We start from the raw sequence: 17,648 nt of genomic DNA, 5'->3' as shown, positions 1-17,648 counted from the left end.
CCGCTGGCGAAAGCCAAAATGAGCCAAGCCGCCTGATGTTGATCCGGACGCCGAGGAGGCGTTTCCCGTGTTGCGAGACAACCACGCCATGCATGATTTCGCCATTCCCAGCCGCGATCCGGCTGAATACCTCGCGGAGATCAACCGCCGCCGCTTCGTCCGGCTTCAGGGGCAGATCCGCCGGTTGTGGGGCAACACCGATTATTTCCAGCCGCGCTTCCGCGCCTGCGGCCTGACCAGCCCCGACGATATTCGCAGCCTGGAGGATTTCCGCCGTCTGCCCGCTTTCATGGACAAGGCCAGCCATCGCGCCTCGCAGGAAGAGTCGCTCGAACGCCACGGCCATCCCTTCGGCCTGCATCTGACCGTCCCACTGGAGGAGGTCATTCACCTCGCCGCCACCTCCGGCACCACCGGCCAGCCGACCTGGTACGCCTTCACCCGCCACGACCAGCATTTGACCAACACCGTGCTGGGACGAATGTTCGCGGTGGCGGGGATCCGGCCCGGCGACACCACCTTCCACGCCTTCGGCCTGTCCCTGTGGCTGGCCGGGATCACCTACGTCCAGGCGCTCGAAGCCTACGGCGCCCGGCCGGTGGCGGTGGGAGCCGAGGGCGGCATCACCAAGATCCTGCGCTACATCGCGATGACCCGGCCGCGCGCCCTGTTCGCGACGCCGTCGTTGGCGACCCGGCTGATCGAGCGCGCTCCGGCCGAGATCGGCCGCGAGGTCGGCGACCTGGGGATCGAGATCCTGTTTTGCACCGGCGAGCCGGGGATCGGGATCCCCGCCGTGCGCGAGCGGCTGGCCGATGCCTATCGCGCCCGGGTGTTCGATGCCACCGGCGGGGCATGGCATAACGGCACCATCTCCTGCGGCCAGGGCTGGCACGGGATGCACTACCTCGCCGAGGATCTGTGCTTCCGCTACGACCTGGTCGATCCCGAGACCCGGGCGCCGCTCGAACTGAAGGACGGCGCGGTCGGCGAGGCGCTGCATACCGCGCTCGAGTATCAGGCCGCGCCGGCCTTTCGTTACGCCACCGGCGACATCCTGCGGCTGCATGTCGGCGAATGCCCCGGCTGCGGCCATTTCGGGGTGCGGATGGAGATCATCGGCCGTGCCGACGACATGCTCAACGTCAAGGGGGTCAAGGTTTATCCCTCGGCGATCCAGGATGTCGTCACCGCGTTCCAGCCCCGGGTGTCGGGCCATCTGCGGATCCGCCTCGACGGCCCGCCGCCCCGGGTCGAGCCGCCGCTGAAGGTGGTGGTCGAGGCGGCGGAAGGCGTGCCGGCCGAGGATTGGCCCGGCCTGGCCCGCGCCATCGAACAGCGCAGCCGCGACCTGCTCGCTTTGCGTCCAGCGGTGACGATCGTGCCGTTCGGCGCGCTGGAACGGTCGAGCCAGAAGACCAAGCTGGTCGAAATCGCTCCCGCCAGCGCCGCCTGACCGGAAGGAAGACCGCCATGTCCGCCTCCGGCACGAACCGTCCCGACCGTGGCTTTGCCAGCCGGGCCATCCATCACGGCTACGATCCCGCCAGCGAGCACGGTTCGCTGACCCCGCCGCTGTTCCAGACCTCGACCTATGCCTTCGAATCGGCCGAGGCCGGGCGCGAGATGTTCCTCGGCCAGCGCGAGGGCTACGTCTATGGCCGCACCCGCAATCCCGGCCAGAGCCTGCTGGAGGAACGGCTGGCCTCGCTCGAGGGCGGCGAGGCCGCGCTGGCGGTCGCCTCGGGGATGGCGGCGATCAGTGCGCTGGCCTGGACCCTGCTCGCTGCCGGCGACCGGGTGCTGGTCAACCACACCCTCTACGGCAACAGCTACGCCCTGTTCACCCGGGGGCTGTCCCGGTTCGGGGTGGAGACCACGGTGGCCGACTTCACCCGGCCGGACGAGGTGGCCGAGACGATCGACCGGCTCCGCCCCCGGCTGGTCTATTTCGAAACCCCCGCCAATCCCACCCTGGCGGTGATCGACATCGCCGCGATTGCCGCCCTGGCCCGGGCCGGCGGGGCGCTGACGGTGGTCGACAACACCTTCGCCACCCCGGCACTGCAACGGCCGCTGGGGCTGGGGGCCGATCTGGTGGTTCATTCCGCCACCAAGTTCCTCGGCGGCCATGGCGATCTGATCGCCGGCGCCCTGATCGGCCCGAAAGCGATCGTCGAGCGGGTGCGCGGCCACGGCCTGCGCTATCTCACCGGCGCCACCATCGCGCCGCTCTCGGTGTTCCTGCTGCTGCGCGGCCTCAAGACGCTGGAATTGCGGATGGAGCGCCATTCCGCCTCGGCCCTGGCGCTGGCGCGGCTGTTGCGCGGCCATCCCAAGGTTGCCTCGGTGGCCTATCCCGGCCTGCCCGATCATCCCGGCCATGCCCTGGCCTGCCGGCAGATGGATGGGTTCGGCGGGCTGGTGGCGTTCGAACTGGCCGGCGGGCTGGCCGCCGGGATGCGCTTCATGAACCGGCTGGCGCTGGTGACGCGGGCGGTCAGCCTGGGCGACGCCGAAACCCTGGTCCAGCACCCGGCCAGCATGACCCATTCCCCCTATTCGCCCGAGGAACGGCGCCGCCACGGCATCGGCGAGGGGCTGATTCGCCTTTCGGTCGGTCTGGAAACGCTGGCCGACCTCGAAGATGACATCCTGCAAGCGCTGGAGGAAGCCTGACCCCATGACCGAGCCTGTCGTTCTGACCCGTTCCGAGAACCGGGTGTTCATCATCACCCTCAACCGTCCGGACAAGCGCAATGCCTTGACCAAGGAGGTGGTCGAGCAGCTCAACGCCGCTTGGCGCGCGTTCGAGGCCGGCGACGACCGGGTCGCGGTGCTGACCGCCAGCGGCGACCGCGCCTTCACCGCCGGGGCCGATCTGGAGGATATCCCGCACGATCTGTGGCGGGCGATTCCCGGCATCGGCGTCGAGGTCACCAAGCCGGTGATCGCGGCGGTGTCGGGCTGGGTGGTCGGTGGCGGCCTGCTGTTCGTTCAATATGCTGACCTCGCCGTCGCCAGTACGACCGCCAAATTCGTCTATCCCGAGGCCAAAGTCGGCTTTGCCGGCGGGCTGATCGCCTCGCTGGCGGCGCGGATTCCGCATAAGGCGGTGATGGAACTGGTGTTGCTCGGTGAGCCGATCGATGCCAACCGCGCCTATGAACTGGGGCTGGTCAACAAGGTGGTGCCGGAGGGGCAGCAGCTTCAGGCCGCGCTCGATTACGCGGCCAAACTGGCCGACAATGCGCCCAAGGTGCTGGCGCTGCTGAAGAACTTCATCGGCCAGACCCTGCCGAAAGGCCCATCCGAGGCCGCCGGCATCGCCCGCCGCGCCGTCGATGGCGTCACCTTCTCCGAGGACATCGCCGAGGGGCTGGCCGCGTTCAAGGCCAAGCGGCCACCGCTGTTCGTGGGGCGCTGAGGCGATGACCGCGCGGGTCGGGCTGGCGGCGCTGGCCGCCACGATCGCCCCCGGCAGCCTGCTGGCGATTCCCGCCGATTATGCCGGGCCGGCGATCGCCGCCACCCTGGCGCTGATCCGGCAGGGGACCGGCGGCCTGCGTCTGGTGACGGCGCCGACCGCTGGCTTGCAGGCCGATCTGCTGATCGGGGCCGGGCTGGTGGCGGAAATCGAAACGGCGGGCATCAGTCTGGGGGAATGGGGCTCGGCCGAGCGCTTCCGCGCCGCAGTCGCCGCCGGCCTGACCGTGCGCGACGCCACCTGCCCGGCATTGCACGCCGGCTTTCAGGCGGCGGAAAAGGGAGTGCCGTTCCTGCCGCTGCGCGGCGTGCTCGGCAGCGACCTGCTGAAAGTGCGGCCGGACTGGCGGGTGATCGACAATCCGCTGGCCGATGCGCCCGACCCGATCCTGCTGGTGCCGGCGATCCGGCCCGATGTCGCGCTGTTTCATGCCGCCCTGGCCGACAGCGCCGGCAATGTCTGGATCGGCCTGCGCCGCGAACTGGCGACCCTGGCCCATGCCGCCCGCCGCACCCTGGTGACGGTCGAGGCGCTGCATCCCGGCAATCTGCTCGATGATCCCCTGCGGGCGCCCGGGGTGTTGCCGCATCTCTATGTCGATCAGGTGGCGGTGGTGCAGGGCGGGGCCTGGCCGCTGCCGTTCCCGGGGGTGGAGGGCGATGAGGACGCCCTGGCCCGCTATGCCGAGGCCAGCCGCGACGCCGCCGCCTTCACCCACCTGATCGGAGCATGGCTCGATGGCCGCGATTGAGCTTCTGGTGTCGGCCCTGGCCCGCACCCTGGCCGGGGCCCGCACCATCGCCATCGGCACCAATTCGCCGATTCCCGCCGCCGCCGCCCTGCTGGCCCAGGCCCGTGCCGCCGCTCCGGTCGAGGTGATGATCATCGGCTCGGCCCGGCATTGGCCGTTCACCGATGGCGGCCGGGAATTGTTCGATTTCGCCGCCCAGGGCCGGCTCGACGCCTTCGTGCTCGGCGGCGGCCAGATCGACCGAACCGGCGCGATCAATCTGGTGCGGGCCGGCAAGGCCCGCTTCCCCGGCAGTTTCGGCTCGGCCTATCTCTATCCGCTGGTGCCGCGGATCGTGCTGTTCCGCGCCGAACACACCCCGCGTGTCCTGGTCGAGCGGGTCGAATTCGCCAGCGCCCGGGGCCGGCCGGCGGCGTTGGTGACCGGCAAGGCGGTGTTCGGCTTCGCCGAGGGCGGGTTCACCCTGTCCTCGGTCCATCCCGGCGAAACCGCTGACGGCATCCGGGCCGCCACCGGCTTTGCGCTCCCGGCTGCCGCCGGGCCGGTGCCCGAGACGCCCCCGCCCGACGCGGAGGATCTGGCCCTGCTGCATGGCCCGATCGCCGAGGATCTCGCCGCCCTCTATCCACGTTTCGTCGCCCAGTCGCTGCGGGCGGCATCCCGTTAAGAAAGGTGGGCGCCGCCCCCCAGGAATTCCGCGAGGAGAAGCGTCATGTCGGTCCCCCTCCCCACCGCCATCGAGGCCGATTTGGTGATCGTCGGCGGTGGTTCGGCCGGGTGTGTCCTGGCCAACCGCCTGTCGGCCGATGGACGGCACAAGGTGGTGCTGATCGAGGCGGGCGGCGCCGGGCGCCATCCCTCGTTTCACATTCCGGTCGGTTACGTCTGGAACCGCACCCATCCGCGCGGCAACTGGCTGTATCGGACCGAACCCGAGCCCGGCACCGGCAACCGTCGCCTGACCTGGCCGCGCGGCAAGGTGCTGGGGGGATGCTCGGCGATCAACGGCCTGCTCTACATTCGCGGTCAGGCCGAGGATTACGACGCGTGGCGGGCGCTGGGGCATGACGGCTGGGGCTGGTCGGATCTCCGCCCCTATTTTCTCAAGGCCGAGAACCAAGCCCGGGGCGCCGATGCCCATCATGGCGTCGGCGGGCCGCTGGCGGTCAGCGACATCGTCGAGCCTTATCCGATCTCCCAGGCGATGATCGACGCCGCCCGACAATGGGGGCTGCCCGACAATGCCGATTTCAACGGGGCGGCTCAGACCGGTGCCGGCTGGTTCCAGGTTACCGTTCAGGGCTGGCGGCGCAGCAGCACGGCGGTCGCCTACCTCAATCCGGCGCGGCGGCGGCCGCATCTTGCCATCCTGACCCGCGCCCAGGCCGTCGGTCTGGTGTTCGAGGGCCGTCGCGCGGTGGGGGTGCGGGTTCGCCGCGAGGGGCGGGACGAGGTGATCCGGGCCCGACGCGAGGTGATTCTCTCCGCCGGGGCGGTCAATTCTCCGCATCTGCTGCTGCTGTCGGGTCTCGGTCCGGCCGCCGCCCTGCGCGAGCACGGGATCACGGTGGTGGCCGACCTGCCCGGTGTCGGCGCCAATCTGCGCGACCATTACATCGTCGATCTGAAATACCGGGTCAAAAATGCCGTCACCGTCAACCAGCGCACGCGCGGCTGGCGGCTGGCCTGGGAGGTGGCCAAATACGCGTTCGCCCGTCGGGGTCTGCTGACGATGAGCGCCTCCCAGGTCTGCCTGTTCCTCGACAGCGGCCTGAGCGGCCCGAACCGGCCCGACCTCCAGTATCATTGCATGGCGGCAACGCTCGATCCCGCCACCAACGCGGTCGAACACGCGCCCGGCATCACCCTTGGCCCGTGCCAGCTCCGTCCTGAAAGCGCCGGCACCATCGGCCTCAAATCGGCCGATCCGTTTCAGCCGCCGGCGATCCGGCCCAATTACCTGGCCAGCGCCCTCGACCGCGACGTGACGGTGCGCGGCCTGCGGATCGGTCGCGCCATCGCCCGCCAGCCGGCGCTGGCGCCGTTTCTGGTGTCCGAACTGCAACCGGGTGACGCGCTGCGCTCCGATGAGGATCTGCTCGATTTCGCCCGCCAGTGCGGCCGGACCCTCTATCATCCCGTCGGCACCTGCGCGCTCGGCCATGTGGTCGATTCCCGGCTGCGGGTGATCGGAATCGACGGTTTGCGGGTGGTCGATGCCTCGATCATGCCGACCCTGGTTTCCGGCAACACCAACGCCCCGGTCATCGCCATCGCCGAGCGCGCGGCCGATCTGATTCTCGGGCGGTGATGAATTTTCAAGCCCGGGGCGGTCACCGCTTCCGAACCGGGGGGCTGGAGCGCGTTGACATTCTGATTCCCATGGGCTCGAAAATCTGGTTCAAGGCTCCCTTTCGAGAAGGGGACTTGAATGGACGAAGTTCGCCTGATCCTGAAGGATCCCCAATGGGATCGGCTGTTCACCGCATTTGCCGGGCAAGGATGGTGTGTGCGATCGGCCGCTCACGTCGCGGACTGACCACAAAAATCCACGCCGTCGTCGACGCCTTGGGCAATCCACTCCGCTTTATCCTGACGCCGGGACAAGCGAGCGATTACACCTCAAGCGGAGGCCCTGATTGCCGACATCCCCGCCGGCTATCTCCTGGGCGATAAGGGATATGATTCCAAGGCTTTCCGCGATGCCATCGAGAGCCTGCTTGCGGCCTATCGCGGCCCCCCTCTCTTGCCGTCTGCCCCTGCCCCAAACCGAAGGGTTCCAAGGGCCTTGCGGCCCTTGGCGGGTGCGGGCAGCGCCCGCGTCTTTCTTCTTTTACAACCGCCCCAACCGGTCGAGCAGCCCCTGGAGGATGTAGGCGGCGGCCATTTTATCGACCACCTCGGCGCGGCGGCGGCGCGACGAATCCGCGTCGAGCAGGGTTCGGGTAACGGCGACGGTGGACAGGCGTTCGTCCCACAGCACGATCGGGAGGTCGCGCAGCTTCAGCAGGTTGCTGACGAAGGATCGGGTGGACTGGCAGCGAGGGCCTTCGCTACCATCCATTTCGACCGGAAGGCCAAGCACGAGGCCGCCGACCTCGTGGCGATCGACGATCGCCAGCAGGGCGGTGGCGTCGGCGGTGAATTTGGCGCGGCGGAGGGTCTCGAACGGGGTGGCGACGGTGCGGCTGACGTCGGACAGGGCAAGGCCGATGGTCTTGCTGCCGAGGTCGAGTCCGAGCAGGCGCTGGTCGCGGCCGAGGACCGCCGGCAGCGCCGCCACCTCGATCAGGCTCACAGGCCGTAATCCCGGGCGCGGTCGGGGTCGCGGGCGGCGACGGCGCGGGCGAGATCGACGATCACCTTGGCCTGTTTCCAGGTGGCGTCGTCCTGCATCTTGCCGTCGATCATCACCGCGCCGCTGCCGTCGGGCATCGCTTCGAGGATCTTGAGGGCGAAGCGGACCTCGGCGGCGTCGGGGCTGAACACCCGTTTGGCGATCTCGATCTGGCGGGGGTGGAGGCTCCAGCCGCCGACGCAGCCGAGCAGGAAGGCGTTGCGGAACTGGGCCTCGCAGGCGTCGTCGTCGGAGAAATCCCCGAACGGCCCGTAGAACGGCTTGATCCCGGCCGACTGGCAGGCATCGACCATCTTCGCCACGGTGTAATGCCAGGGGTCCTGCTGGAACAGGGTGCGGTGGGGGCGGTCGGGGGCGGCATCTTCCAGCACGCCGTAGAAGGGATGGCCGCCGCCGACCCGGGTGGTCTTCATCCCGCGCGAGGCGGCGAGGTCGGCCGGGCCGAGGCTCATGCCGTGCATGCGCGGGCTGGCCTGGGCGATGGCGGCGACGTTCTCGACCCCGAGGGCGGTTTCGAGGATGGCGTGGATCAGGATCGGGCGGCGGACGCGGTGGCGCGCCTCCAACTGGGCCAGCAACTGGTCAAGGTAATGGATGTCCCACGGTCCCTCGACCTTGGGCAGCATCACCACATCGACCTTGTCGCCGGCGGCGGCGACGATCTCGGTGACGTCGTCGAGGAACCAGGGCGAATTGAGACAATTGACCCGGGTCCACAGGCCGGTGTCGGGATTGTCCCAGCCGCGCGCGACCTCGATGAAGCCGGCGCGGGCGGCTTCCTTGGCCTCGGCCGGGATGGCGTCCTCGAGGTTGCCGAGCAGCACATCGACCTGCCGGCCGATTTCCGCCGCCTTGGCCCGCATCTTGTCGAGATGGGGCGGGAAGAAGTGGATCATCCGTTCGAGACGGGTGGGCAGGTCGCGCCAGGGCGCCGGGGCGCCGATGGCCAGCGGTTCGAAGAACTTGCGAGGCGGTCTGCTGCTCATGAGGGGATCCCGCGCCGGAGGGCGTCCACGAACGGACGGGGGCGCCGGGGCGGCGCCACCGCTTCCACACATACCCCAGCCGGCGAACGGGCGACAAGCCGGACCAGCCCCGCCTTTTGCGAAAAAAAGGGGGGTCGGGGCTCGCTCCGGGCGGGTTGGCGGGCGGCGGCCCGCCCGAAACGCCGCCCGGATCGCCATTCATCGCCCGCGACGCGCGGACGGGTCAGGCGGTGATGTCGAGCGCCTGTCCCAGGCTGCCCTGGCTGTCCTTGCTGTCGCTCAGCGGCTGGACCGGCTGGCTCTGGGCCTGCTGGGCCTGTTGCAGGGCGGCGGTGGGCAACTGGGTCTGCACCTGGGCCACGGTCTGTTGCAGCTTGTCGGGGCTGTACGGACCCTCGAGCCCCTGCTGGGCCTGGGGGAGGTAAAGCTGGGTGTTGGCGTTACCGGGGGAGGAAACGTCCATGGCGAATGGCCTTCTGGCTACTATGCGATTCGTCATGATACCACCGGTGACGGTTCCGGGTCATCATCTCCCGCTCGTCCCCCGCAACTCTCCGTTTCGTCACGATGGATCCGATCACCAGCCAAGGTTTGCTGTTCACCGCCGCCCTGGCCGCCGGCGCGATCAACGCCGTCGCCGGCGGCGGCTCGTTCCTGACCTTTCCCGCCTTGGTGTTCACCGGGGTGCCGTCGCTGATCGCCAACGCCTCCAGCACGGTGGCGCTGTTTCCGGCCAGCCTCGCCAGCGCCTGGGCCTATCGCCGCCGCTTCACCGGCTTTGACGGGGTGCCGTTCCGGGCGATGCTGGCGGTCAGCCTGCTCGGCGGGCTGTGCGGGGCGCTGCTGCTGCTGTTCACCCCCCAGGCGCTGTTCGACGTGGTGATTCCCTGGCTGCTGGCCTTCGCCACCCTGGTGTTCGCCTGGGGGCACCGGATCACCCCGTTCCTGCAACGGCGGGTCCGGCTCGGGCCGGGCAGCCTGCTGGCGGCGCAATATCTGACCGCCTTGTATGGCGGTTATTTCGGCGGCGCGGTGGGGATCATCCAATTGTCGGTGTGGACCCTGTTCGGCCAGCGCGACATCCACGCGATGAATGCCAGCAAGACCCTGCTGACCGGGTCGATGAACGCGGTGGCGGTGGTCTGCTTCGTCATCGCCGGCAAGGTGTGGTGGGCGCAGACGCTGGTGATGCTGGCCGGGGCGGTGGCGGGGGGCTATCTCGGCGCCCGGCTGGCGCAGCGGCTTGATCCGCGCCGGGTGCGGGCGGCGATCATCCTGCTCAGCGTCGGGATGACGGTGGTGTTCTTCCTGCGGGGCTGAGTCGGGGCGCGGGTAAGGCGGGGGGCTCAGAACACGGCGGTGGCGACCACCACGGCGGCGACCGCCAGCGCGATCAGCAGGCCGACCACCGCCGCGGTCTGGCGGCCGGTGCGGTCGGCTTCGGCGGCGCGTTCCTCGTTGTCGCTCTGGAGCTGGCGGATCTCCTCCTCGGCGGCGTGGTACTGGGTCTGGGCCCAGAGGAATTCCTTCTCGTCCTTGACCCGCTCGTCGGCGTTCTCGACCTGATTGTACAGTTCGACGATCGAGCCCTTGCGCACCAGCTTGGGCAGTTCGCGTTCGAGATCCTTGCGCTTCTCGCGGCTGTGGTAGGAGGCGATCACCGGGGCCAGCGCCGAGGCGATCCAGCCGGTCAGCGCCGGCAGCGATTCCGGCCCCAGCCGGTATTGCAGCACGGCGTAGAGATTGACCACCGCCATCAGCATCACCGCCGGGTCGGGGTCGTTGAACAGGGCCAGATTGCGGTCGATGTCGGTGCGCATCCGCGCGCCGAGGAAGGCGGCGATGTGGCGGTCGAGCGGCATCTCCTTGTTGCCCTCGGCGCGGTGGGCGGCGGCGCGGTTGAGCGCCGGCAGCAATTCGCGCACCTCGACCACGTAATCCTCGGCGGTCAGCGGGCTCTGCAACGGCAGGGCGTCGTTCAGCTCGTAGAGGCAGCGTTCCAGGCCGAAGCCGATCCCCGGCTGGGCGAGATAGCCGCGCAGCTCGCGGAAATTCGACTTCATCAGCGAGGTGTCGGGCTGATAATCGTCGCCGCGGCATTCGAACCACAGCTTGGGGATCTCGCGCAGGATCATCTCGGCCAGCAGGCGGGTGTCGCCGTGGTTGGCCATCACCGCCGCCAGCGCCGAGCCGACCCCGTCCGGCATCGCGGCGAAGCCCTTGTAGCGGATCGGGGCGGCGGTATCGATGGTGATCAGCACCTTGCAGAGCATCACGTCGGTGGCGCTCTTGCGGTCGGTGGTGGCGTTGAGGGCGTAGCGGACGGCATCGGCCACCGCCGCCGCCTTGTTCTTGTCCTCGACGGCGCGGCGCAGCCACAGTTCGAGCTTGCCGTCGATCACCGGCGGGATCGCCTGCTCCCAGTTGCGGGCCATCGCCTGGCCCAGTTCGCGGCAGTTGAAATATTCCTTGCCGAGGAAGGGGAAGCCGCGCGCGGCGCGATGCTCGCCGCGCGGCTGGAGCGGCGACATCCGCCGCCCCGAGATCCACAAATCGAGATCCTCGGTGGTCCAGCGCTGCTCGCCGTCATCGCACAGCAGGCCGCGCAGCAGCTCGATCATCGCCATCGGCAGGCGTTCGTCACCGATCAGGGTGTTGTAGCTGCCGAACTGGATCTTGGCGGTGAGGATCGCCTCGTCGGGCATGTTGGCGACCGGGTTGCGCCCCATCAGCAGGATCGCCACCGTCACGCCGAGCGAATAGAGGTCGTCGGCATAGGTGCCGCTGCCCCGGGCGATCGGGTTGGACATGCCGGATTCGATCGTCTCGAACAGCGCCGGCTGGTCGAAGGCGGGGGGGGCGGTGACGCCGTCGCCGAAGGCGAGCCGTTCGCCGTTGGCGTCCATCGCGAACAGGTTGGTCGGGCGGATCGAGCGGTGGGTGACGCCGCGCGCGGTCATTTCGCGGATCGCGGCGGCCAGCGGCTCGACCACCTTGCGGCCGATCTCGTATTCGTCGATGCGGCGGACCTCGCCGCGGATGCTGGTCATGATCCGGCGCCCGGCCGGGCGTTCGTAAATCACCGCCATGCATTGGCGGCCGGCCGGGGCCCAGTTGACCGCCCCCCATTCGACCAGTTGCTGCAAGCCGGGCGAGGACACGCCCTTCAGCGCCCGCATCACGGTGACGCGCGGCGGCAGTTCGGGCTTGCAGATCAGGGCGTAGAGCGAGCGGTTGGGGTCGCGCTTGTCCTCGGCGAGGTAGGCGTCGGCCGAGGGGGTGGACAGATCGGGCAGGGGATGGGTCGAACGGATCAGGTAGCGGTCGCGCAGGGTGCCGGGCGGTCCGGCCGGCCGGGCCTCGTCCTTGGTCGGCGCGGGGGCCGCTTCGGCCACTCCGCTCGCTTTGTCGCCCTCCGCCATCGTCCCCACCCGGTTGTCGTCCGCTCGCAGCCCGGGCGGCCTCGGCAGTGTAAAGGCGTTGCCGGCGCCTTCAAACCGGAAACCGATCCGCCCCTTTCCCCATCAGAACCGCACTCTGCTTTACAAAACGTTTCGCGGCCGGGGCCGGAGCGGCAGCTTTTTGCCGCTCCGGGCGAAATTCCGGGTTCCGCCCCGGGGTCAGGCCGCGAACGGATCCTGGACCAGGATGGTGTCCTCGCGCTCCGGGCTGGTGGAGAGCAGGGCGACCGGGGCCTCGATCAGTTCCTCGATGCGGCGGATGTACTTGATCGCGGCGGCGGGCAGGTCCTTCCACGAGCGGGCGCCGTTGGTGCTCTCGCTCCAGCCGGGCAGGGTCTCGTAGATCGGCTCGACCCGGGCCTGGGCATCGATCGCGGCCGGCAGGTGGCTCAGCTCCTCGCCGTCAAGGCGATAGCCGATGCCGATCTTGAGGGTCTCGAGCCCGTCCAGCACGTCGAGCTTGGTCAGGGCGATGCCGTTGATGCCGCCGACCTTGACCGCCTGACGCACCATCACCGCGTCGAACCAGCCGCAGCGCCGCCGCCGGCCGGTGACGGTGCCGAACTCGCGACCGCGATCGCCGATCCGCTCGCCGATCGAATCGAACAGCTCGGTCGGGAACGGCCCGGCGCCGACCCGGGTGGTGTAGGCCTTGCAGATCCCCAGCACGTAGCCGACCTGACCCGGCCCGACCCCCGAGCCGGTGCCGGCATTGCCCGACACGGTCGAGGAGGAGGTGACGAACGGATAGGTGCCGTGATCGACGTCGAGCATCGCCCCCTGGGCGCCCTCGAACAGGATGCGCTTGCGGGTGTGGCGCAATTCGTCGAGCCGGCGCCACACCACGTCGGCGTAGGGCAGGATCCGCGGCGCCACCGCCAGCAGCTGGTCGAGCAGGCCCTGGCCGTCGATCTCGGCGGCACCGAGGCCGCGCAGCAGGGCGTTGTGGTGGCGCAGCAGCACCTCGATCCGCGCTTCCAGCGTCGGGCGGTGGGCGAGGTCGCAGACGCGGATGGCGCGACGGCCGACCCGGTCCTCATAGGCCGGGCCGATGCCGCGTCCGGTGGTGCCGATCTTGGCCGCGCCGCTCGCTTCCTCGCGGGCGCGGTCGATCTGGGCGTGCAGCGGCAGGATCAGGCAGGCGTTTTCCGCCACCTTCAGCAGATCGGGGGTGACGGCGATGCCCTGGGCGCCGAGGCGGTCGATCTCGTCGAGCAGGGCCCAGGGATCGACCACCACGCCGTTGCCGATCAGGCTGAGCTTGCCGCGCACCACCCCGGAGGGCAGCAGCGACAGTTTGTAGGTGGTCCCATTGATCACCAGGGTATGGCCGGCATTGTGGCCGCCCTGGAACCGCACCACCACGTCGGCGCGTTCGGACAGCCAGTCAACGACCTTGCCCTTGCCCTCGTCGCCCCACTGGGCGCCGACCACCGCGACGTTCGCCATCGTTCTTTTCCGCCTTGCTTGCTTTGCTTAAACCACGTCGATCAGGCCGGCCGGCCCGAGCCGGCGCCCGCAGCCGAGCCGCTTCGCCTCGGCCGCCTCGTCGGCGACCGGATCGAGTCCGGCAACGGTGACCAGCCCCTCGGCCCGCAGCCGCTCGGCCTCGGCCCGCGCCGTGCCGGCCGGGACGAACACCCGGGCGGGGCGCGGCGCCGACGGCACCGCCGCGATCACCGAATCGAGGAACAGGGTGGCGCCGACCGCCGGCTCGGTGCCGCCGGCGCGATAGCGCCCGCCCCGGCCCAGCTCGGCGCCCAGGGCGCGGGCATAGAGGGTGAAGCCCACCCCGCAATGATATTCGAAGCCCCGGCTTTCGACCGGATCGACCGTCAGCGGCAGGCCGGGCAGGGCGGCGGCGACCTGCGCCACCACGGCGGCGAGGCGGTCGCGCTCGGCGGCGGCGGCGGGCGGCAGATCGAGCGCGGCCAGCGCGGCCAGGGCGCGGTCGGCCGGGCCGGCGGCGGCGATCAGCGCCTGCAACAGCGGCGCGGCCGGGCCGTCCAGCGCGGCGACGGCGGCGGAATCCTTGTGGTCGAGGGCGTGACGCAGCCGCTCGGCGGTGTCGCCCTCGATCCCGAAGGCGGCGAACAGGGTGGCGGCCAGGGTCGGCAGGGCCAGATCGGCGGTGACGCCGTCGATCCCCAGCCCGATCAGCCCCTCGGCGGCCAGGGTCAGCACCTCGGCGTCGGCGGCGGCGGACTCGGAGCCGATCAGCTCGATCCCGGCCTGGGCGAACTGGCGGTCGGCGCGCAGCTGGCTGCCCTTCACCCGCAGCACCTGACCGGAATAGGACAGCCGCAGCGGGCGCGGCCGGGTCGCCAGCCGGGTGGTGGCGATGCGGGCGACCTGGGGGGTGATGTCGGCGCGCAGGCCCATCAGCCGCTGGCTCAACGGATCGAGCACGCGGAAGGTCTGGCCGGCGGCGGCGGCGCCGGGGCCGTCGAGCAGGCTTTCCTCGAATTCGATCAGCGGCGGCTTGACCCGCTCGAACCCATGGGCGGCGAAGGTGCGCAGCAGGCGTTCGATCACGCCGGCTTCCTCGGCGGCATCGGGCGGGAGCATGTCGCGCAGGCCGGCGGGCAGCAGGGCCCGGTTGGCGAAATCGGTCATCGACGCGGTCATAACCTGGAACGGGGGCGGCCAAGCGGCATCGCCCGGCCACCCGTTGGTCGGGTGATGCCCGATGTACCGCTTTTACCCCGGCGCGGCAAACGGGAAATGCGCCGGCGGCGGCAAAACCCCCCGCCACCCCCGCGCCGGAGCCCGTCCGCGCCCGTTCCGGCCCGGCCGGCGGCGGCGGCGGGCGGTGCCTGCCTCCGGTTTATGTCTTTAGGTCTGGTTCGACTTGGGCTAAGGTAACAAATCCCCCAAACGGGAGGCGATCGATGACCCTGCAACGGTCGGTTACGGCGGTGCTGGCGGTGATGCTGGCGGGGATTCTGTTGTGCGGCGGGGTGATCTTCGCCGCCTTGTCGGCGCAGCGGCCGCGGCTGGCCGAGGCCGAGGCCGGCGCCCGTCATACCGGCGAGGTGATCGTGCCGCTGCTGCGCGCCACCACCGCGATCCGGCTCGACGTCACCCAGGTGCAGCAGTACCTCACCGACGTCGCCGCCACCCATCACGCCGACAGCTATGACGACGCCGAACGCTGGGCCCAGGCCTTCGCCAAGGACATGACCGAGGCCCGGGCGCTGGCCGCCCGGCTGGGCCAGGCCGACATCGCGGCCGAACTCGACGCCATCGCCACCCGCTTCCCGTCCTATTACCAGTCGGGGCGGGCGATGGCCGCGCTCTACGTCTCGGACGGAATCGAACGCGGCAACGAGGCGATGGAGGATTTCGACCAGGTCACCGACGACATCTCCAATCGCTGCGCCGCCCTCAGCGACCATATCGCCGCCCTGTCCAATCGCGAGACCGCCGCCACCCTGACCGCCGCCGCCGCCGCGCGCAGCGGTGCCGACGGCGCCTTCGTCGCCATCGCCGCGATCTTCGTCGCGGTGCTGGTGCTGACCCTGGTGGTGGCGCAGTGGCTGCGTCGCGCGATCGGCGGGGCGTTCGCCCTGCTCGAGGGGGATCTCGACGTCATCGCCGGCGGCGAGGACGCGCCGCTGCGCCTCAGCCCCGACCGGCGCGACGAATTCGGCCGCATCGCCCGCACCCTCGCCTTGTTCCGTGACGAACAGGCCCAACTGGGCGAGGCGACCGCCAGCCGCCGCCGCGACGAGGAGGAGCGCCGCCACAAGGCCGAACGGATCGAGCGGCTGGCGCGCGATTTCTCCGGGGTGGCCGATGACGGGCTGGGCGGGATCGCCCTGTCGCTGCGCGGGCTGCGCAGCGCCGCCGACGGGATGGAGGGCAATGCCCGCGCCACCGCCGGGATGGTCGGCGAGGCGGCGATCGCCGCCGAGCGCGCCGCCGCCAATGTCGAGGCGGTCGCCACCGCCGCCGAGGAACTGACCGCCTCGATCGACGAGATCAAGCGGCAGGTCGGCGAATCCTCGCGCATCGCCGCCGCCGCCGAGGCCGAGGCGGAGCAGACCAACGGCAAGGTGCGCGGGCTGGCCGAGGCGGCCGAGCGGATCGGCACGGTGGTGGCGCTGATCAGCGACATCGCCAGCCAGACCAACCTGCTGGCCTTGAACGCCACCATCGAGGCGGCGCGGGCGGGCGAGGCCGGCAAGGGCTTCGCGGTGGTGGCGGGCGAGGTCAAGGGGCTGGCCAGCCAGACCGCGCGGGCCACCGAGGAGATCACCCGCCAGATCGCGGCGGTGCAGGCCGCCACCGGCGAGACGGTGGGGGCGATCGACCATATCGGCGCGATCATCCGCGAGATCAACGCGATCGGCGGTCAGGTCTCCGCCGCGGTGGACGGCCAGGGCAGCGCCACCGCCGAGATCGCCCGCAACGTGCTGGAGGCGGCCGGCGGCACCCGGGCGGTGACCCGCAATGTCGGGGGCGTGTCCGAGGCGGCCGATCAGACCGGCCGTTCGGCGCGCGAGATGCTCGACGCGGTGCTGGCGCTGGCCGAACGCTGCGACTCGCTGCGCGGCGAGGTCGATCGTTTCGTCGCCGACATCCGGCAGGCCTGATCCGGCGCCCTCTGGTCAAGCGGGCCGAAATGGCTTAGCACCATCCGGGCAATGCCAGCGAAGGGGAGGGCGAGGATGCATTTCGGCCGGGTCCTGATCATCGCCGGTTCGGATTCCGGCGGCGGTGCCGGCATCCAGGCCGACATCAAGGCGGTGACCTGCCTGGGCGGCTATGCCGCCACCGCGCTGACCGCACTGACCGCCCAGAACACCCTCGGCGTGTTCGGGGTCGAACCGGTGCCGCCGGCCTTCGTCCGCCGCCAGATCGAGGTGGTGCTGGGCGACATCGGCGCCGATTGTCTCAAGACCGGGATGCTGGTGTCGGCCCCGATCATTGAGGCGGTGGCCGACGCCCTGGCCGCCGCGCCTTCGGTGCCGCTGGTGCTCGATCCGGTGATGGTCGCCAAGGGCGGCGCCGCCCTGCTCGATCCGGCGGCGGTGGCCACCCTGACCGCGCGGCTGATCCCGCGCGCCCGGCTGCTGACCCCCAATCTGCCCGAGGCCGAGGCCCTGCTCGGCCGCGCCATCCCCGACGCCACCGCGATGGAGGCGGCGGCGCGCGACCTGCTGCGGCTGGGGGCGCGGGCGGTGCTGCTGAAGGGCGGCCACCTGCCCGGCGACGATCTGGTCGATCTGCTGGTCGATGCCGACGGGGTGCGCCGGTTCGCCGATCGCCGCCTGCCGACCCGGGCCACCCACGGCACCGGCTGCACCCTGGCCTCGGCGATCGCCGCCGGGCTGGCCCAGGGGCTCGATCTCGACGCGGCGGTGGCCCGCGCCCGCGCCTATCTGCGCCGCGCCATCGCCGCCGCGCCCGGCTTCGGCGCCGGCCACGGCCCGCTCGGTCACGGCCACACCGTTACCCCGTTCGGCGGCGACTGACCCCTTCCCGATGCGATTATGCGCTTTGGGAGGAGCCGTCTCTGGGCTATAGTCATAGGAGTAGGGGTGGCGCCTCCTCTCGCTTCGGTACCAACCATCACCATGGCTCGCGGTCGCTTGTCCTC

Annotated in this window: 15 protein-coding genes and 1 pseudogene; 10 read left to right on the top strand and 6 right to left on the bottom strand. The window is 70.4% G+C overall.

Annotated features, from left to right (window positions below; all coding sequences use genetic code 11):
• Positions 1-67: 67 nt before the first annotated feature.
• The 7 genes and pseudogenes from ACFSNB_RS04415 to ACFSNB_RS04385 form a co-directional block, all read left to right on the top strand.
• Positions 68-1,456: a phenylacetate--CoA ligase family protein gene (locus tag ACFSNB_RS04415; RefSeq protein WP_377314826.1), complete on the top strand. Its 1,389-nt coding sequence runs from the start codon at positions 68-70 to the stop codon at positions 1,454-1,456.
• Positions 1,457-1,473: 17 nt separating this feature from the next.
• On the top strand, positions 1,474-2,679 hold the full coding sequence (locus ACFSNB_RS04410) for a trans-sulfuration enzyme family protein (protein ID WP_377314825.1): 1,206 nt from the start codon (positions 1,474-1,476) through the stop codon (positions 2,677-2,679).
• 4 nt (positions 2,680-2,683) lie between these two features.
• Positions 2,684-3,427 (top strand): enoyl-CoA hydratase/isomerase family protein, encoded by a 744-nt coding sequence (locus ACFSNB_RS04405; protein ID WP_377314824.1) that lies wholly within the window; start codon positions 2,684-2,686, stop codon positions 3,425-3,427.
• A gap of 4 nt (positions 3,428-3,431) precedes the next feature.
• Positions 3,432-4,238: a CoA transferase subunit A gene (locus ACFSNB_RS04400; RefSeq protein WP_377314823.1), complete on the top strand. Its 807-nt coding sequence runs from the start codon at positions 3,432-3,434 to the stop codon at positions 4,236-4,238.
• A complete protein-coding gene (locus ACFSNB_RS04395) occupies positions 4,225-4,905 on the top strand; it encodes a CoA-transferase (RefSeq protein WP_377314822.1) in 681 nt (226 codons plus the stop codon). The genes ACFSNB_RS04400 and ACFSNB_RS04395 overlap by 14 nt, the downstream gene beginning before the upstream one ends.
• 45 nt (positions 4,906-4,950) lie before the next feature.
• Positions 4,951-6,549: a GMC family oxidoreductase gene (locus ACFSNB_RS04390; RefSeq protein WP_377314821.1), complete on the top strand. Its 1,599-nt coding sequence runs from the start codon at positions 4,951-4,953 to the stop codon at positions 6,547-6,549.
• 203 nt (positions 6,550-6,752) lie between these two features.
• Positions 6,753-6,939 (top strand): annotated as a pseudogene (locus ACFSNB_RS04385) (transposase); the annotation flags it as partial.
• Positions 6,940-7,071: 132 nt separating this feature from the next.
• On the opposite strand, the gene ruvX reads toward ACFSNB_RS04385, so the two are convergent.
• The 3 genes from ruvX to ACFSNB_RS04370 all read right to left on the bottom strand — a co-directional run bounded on the left by ruvX (position 7,072) and on the right by ACFSNB_RS04370 (position 9,045).
• Positions 7,072-7,536 carry a Holliday junction resolvase RuvX gene (ruvX, locus tag ACFSNB_RS04380; RefSeq protein WP_377314820.1) on the bottom strand — a complete coding sequence of 155 codons (465 nt, stop codon included), beginning with the start codon at positions 7,534-7,536 and terminating at the stop codon, positions 7,072-7,074.
• Positions 7,533-8,582, bottom strand: a complete 1,050-nt coding sequence (locus ACFSNB_RS04375; protein ID WP_377314819.1) for an HpcH/HpaI aldolase/citrate lyase family protein — start codon at positions 8,580-8,582, stop codon at positions 7,533-7,535. The genes ruvX and ACFSNB_RS04375 overlap by 4 nt, the downstream gene beginning before the upstream one ends.
• 223 nt (positions 8,583-8,805) lie before the next feature.
• The gene (locus ACFSNB_RS04370) at positions 8,806-9,045 is read right to left on the bottom strand and encodes a hypothetical protein (protein ID WP_377314818.1); all 240 of its coding nucleotides are present in this window, start codon (positions 9,043-9,045) and stop codon (positions 8,806-8,808) included.
• 104 nt (positions 9,046-9,149) lie between these two features.
• On the opposite strand from ACFSNB_RS04370, the gene ACFSNB_RS04365 reads away from it, so the two are divergent.
• On the top strand, positions 9,150-9,902 hold the full coding sequence (locus ACFSNB_RS04365) for a sulfite exporter TauE/SafE family protein (protein WP_377314817.1): 753 nt from the start codon (positions 9,150-9,152) through the stop codon (positions 9,900-9,902).
• Between the two features lie 26 nt (positions 9,903-9,928).
• Here ACFSNB_RS04365 and ACFSNB_RS04360 read toward each other — a convergent pair whose 3' ends face one another.
• From ACFSNB_RS04360 to ACFSNB_RS04350, 3 genes are all read right to left on the bottom strand, one after another.
• The gene (locus ACFSNB_RS04360; protein ID WP_377314816.1) at positions 9,929-11,977 is read right to left on the bottom strand and encodes a protein kinase family protein; all 2,049 of its coding nucleotides are present in this window, start codon (positions 11,975-11,977) and stop codon (positions 9,929-9,931) included.
• 225 nt (positions 11,978-12,202) lie between these two features.
• Positions 12,203-13,492, bottom strand: coding sequence for an adenylosuccinate synthase (locus tag ACFSNB_RS04355; protein WP_377314815.1), 1,290 nt, complete (start codon positions 13,490-13,492; stop codon positions 12,203-12,205).
• A gap of 27 nt (positions 13,493-13,519) precedes the next feature.
• A complete protein-coding gene (locus ACFSNB_RS04350; RefSeq protein ID WP_377314814.1) occupies positions 13,520-14,659 on the bottom strand; it encodes an ATP phosphoribosyltransferase regulatory subunit in 1,140 nt (379 codons plus the stop codon).
• A gap of 275 nt (positions 14,660-14,934) precedes the next feature.
• Here ACFSNB_RS04350 and ACFSNB_RS04345 point away from each other — a divergent pair, with 275 nt between their 5' ends.
• Positions 14,935-16,641: a methyl-accepting chemotaxis protein gene (locus ACFSNB_RS04345; RefSeq protein WP_377314813.1), complete on the top strand. Its 1,707-nt coding sequence runs from the start codon at positions 14,935-14,937 to the stop codon at positions 16,639-16,641.
• 75 nt (positions 16,642-16,716) lie between these two features.
• Positions 16,717-17,523 carry a bifunctional hydroxymethylpyrimidine kinase/phosphomethylpyrimidine kinase gene (thiD, locus tag ACFSNB_RS04340; protein WP_377314812.1) on the top strand — a complete coding sequence of 269 codons (807 nt, stop codon included), beginning with the start codon at positions 16,717-16,719 and terminating at the stop codon, positions 17,521-17,523.
• Positions 17,524-17,648 lie beyond the last annotated feature (125 nt).

The sequence above is a fragment of the Phaeospirillum tilakii genome (genome assembly GCF_042683125.1).
GTDB lineage: Bacteria > Pseudomonadota > Alphaproteobacteria > Rhodospirillales > Magnetospirillaceae > Phaeospirillum > Phaeospirillum tilakii.
Note: the sequence above shows the minus strand (reverse complement) of the source record. Positions and strands in the feature narration are given on the sequence as shown.